Raw genomic sequence first — 1,903 nt, 5'->3', positions numbered from 1 at the left:
GTTAAAGTTAAGGTCTTCTTAACTTATGAGATAAGTATACAACTCCTAACTTAAAGTTTCCTTAAGTTATTTTAAATGTAAGATTTTTCCATTTTTCTTGCCAGTTTTTCTTAGATAAACGCTTTTGATAGAGCTTCATCCGGTCTTCATTTTCTAAGAAATGAGGGGTCGGAGCAACCTGAAAGTTCAAAATATCCTCCAAACCATAAGGGGCAAAGAGCTCCAAAGTTGCGTCAACATTCAAGCGAAGCCCTACTGCCGTACAACGCTCAGGATATTTACTCATGGCATCACAGGAATTCACATAGGGAGGCGTATGGGGACTATGCTGATGCATATAGACTTGATTCTTCAGCTCCCATTGATACTGGGGAAAATCCTCTCTCAACTTATTTTCTATAGCCAGCGTTTCTTCGTAACTTACATCTGGGTCAAAGAAAATCACATCCACATCCGTTTCACGGTCAAAGGCTGGCTTATCTGACAAGAGATTCCAGATAAAATTTCGGACCGAACCAGCCGCCAACCAGGAATCTTTCAACTCCAAGTCACGGATGATGGTCAGAATAGCCATCATGTCAGAATTATCTCTGAAAGAGTCTAAGATTTCAGTCTTATTTTTCACTGTATTCATACCCCAAATGTTCATATGCCTTAGCTGTCGCGACCCGACCTGAGCGAGTTCGCATGATAAAGCCTTTCTGGATTAGGTAAGGTTCGTACATATCCTCAACCGTCTCACGTTCTTCAGCGATATTAACCGAAAGAGTTCCTAGACCGACAGGACCGCCACCGTACATTTCAATCATGGTACGGAGAATTTTCTGGTCTACATAATCCAAACCTTCATGGTCTACATCCAGCATAGTCAAAGCCTTGTCCGTAATCACATCATCAATCAAGCCATCACCCATAATCTGCGCAAAGTCGCGCACGCGCTTGAGGAGACGATTGGCGATACGAGGAGTTCCACGACTACGGAGGGCCAACTCAGCAGCAGCTTCATGAGTAATTTCCATCTCAAAGATGTCTGCCGTCCGCTCGACAATCTCTGTCAAGTCATCATGGGCATAATACTCCATGTGACCAGTAATCCCAAAACGTGCACGAAGAGGATTTGAAAGCATGCCAGCACGAGTGGTCGCACCAATCAAGGTAAAAGGTGGCAATTCCAGATGAACACTTCGGCTAGTTTCCCCAGCACCAATCATAATGTCAATGTAAAAATCTTCCATGGCACTATATAAAACTTCCTCGACAGCCATTGGTAAACGGTGGATTTCATCGATAAAGAGCACATCTCCTGGCTCCAAGTCATTCAAAATCGCTACCAGATCACCGGCTTTTTCGATAACGGGACCAGACGTCTGCTTGAGATTAACTCCCAATTCATTGGCAATGACAAAGGCCATGGTCGTTTTCCCGAGACCTGGAGGGCCAAACAAAAGAACATGATCCAGCGCCTCATCACGCATTTTTGCTGCCTCGATAAAGATTTGAAGCTGATCCTTGACCTTGTCCTGACCGATATATTCACGTAAATATTGGGGACGGAGGGTACGCTCTACCAACTCCTCATCACCCATGATTTCATTATCTAAAATTCTACTCATGTTTCTATTATAGCAAAAATCCCGCCTACAAACAAAAAAGCCACCGAATTGGGTGGCTCCCGACTTTAGCACTGATGTGGTATAATATTGTACGGCACTGCTACACCGCCTACGAAAGGAGGTGAAATAGCCCATAATGGAACTAATCCTTAAAACTATCATCGGACCAATTGTGGTCGGTGTCGTTCTTCGCTTATACTCAATGAAAATCAAAGAGCAAACTAGGAAGTTAGCCGCAGGCTGTACTTGAGTACGGCAAGGTGAAGCTGACGTGGTTTGAATTTGATTTT

Annotated in this window: 3 protein-coding genes; 1 reads left to right on the top strand and 2 read right to left on the bottom strand. The window is 43.8% G+C overall.

Annotated elements, in window-relative coordinates; genetic code table 11:
* Nucleotides 1-61: 61 nt before the first annotated feature.
* Both ADM33_RS00935 and ruvB read right to left on the bottom strand, forming a co-directional pair.
* Nucleotides 62-634 (bottom strand): nucleotidyltransferase family protein, encoded by a 573-nt coding sequence (locus tag ADM33_RS00935; RefSeq protein ID WP_049502777.1) that lies wholly within the window; start codon nt 632-634, stop codon nt 62-64.
* Nucleotides 615-1,613 (bottom strand): Holliday junction branch migration DNA helicase RuvB, encoded by a 999-nt coding sequence (gene ruvB / locus ADM33_RS00930; RefSeq protein ID WP_080982670.1) that lies wholly within the window; start codon nt 1,611-1,613, stop codon nt 615-617. The genes ADM33_RS00935 and ruvB overlap by 20 nt, the downstream gene beginning before the upstream one ends.
* Nucleotides 1,614-1,749: 136 nt before the next feature.
* On the opposite strand from ruvB, the gene ADM33_RS11060 reads away from it, so the two are divergent.
* The gene (locus ADM33_RS11060; protein ID WP_193390752.1) at nt 1,750-1,863 is read left to right on the top strand and encodes a type I toxin-antitoxin system Fst family toxin; all 114 of its coding nucleotides are present in this window, start codon (nt 1,750-1,752) and stop codon (nt 1,861-1,863) included.
* The last annotated feature ends 40 nt before the right edge of the window (nt 1,864-1,903 follow it).

Origin of the sequence: Streptococcus oralis (assembly GCF_001075875.1) — a bacterium.
Classification (GTDB): Bacteria; Bacillota; Bacilli; order Lactobacillales; family Streptococcaceae; genus Streptococcus; species Streptococcus oralis_I.
This window is presented reverse-complemented; position numbering and strand designations above follow the sequence as displayed.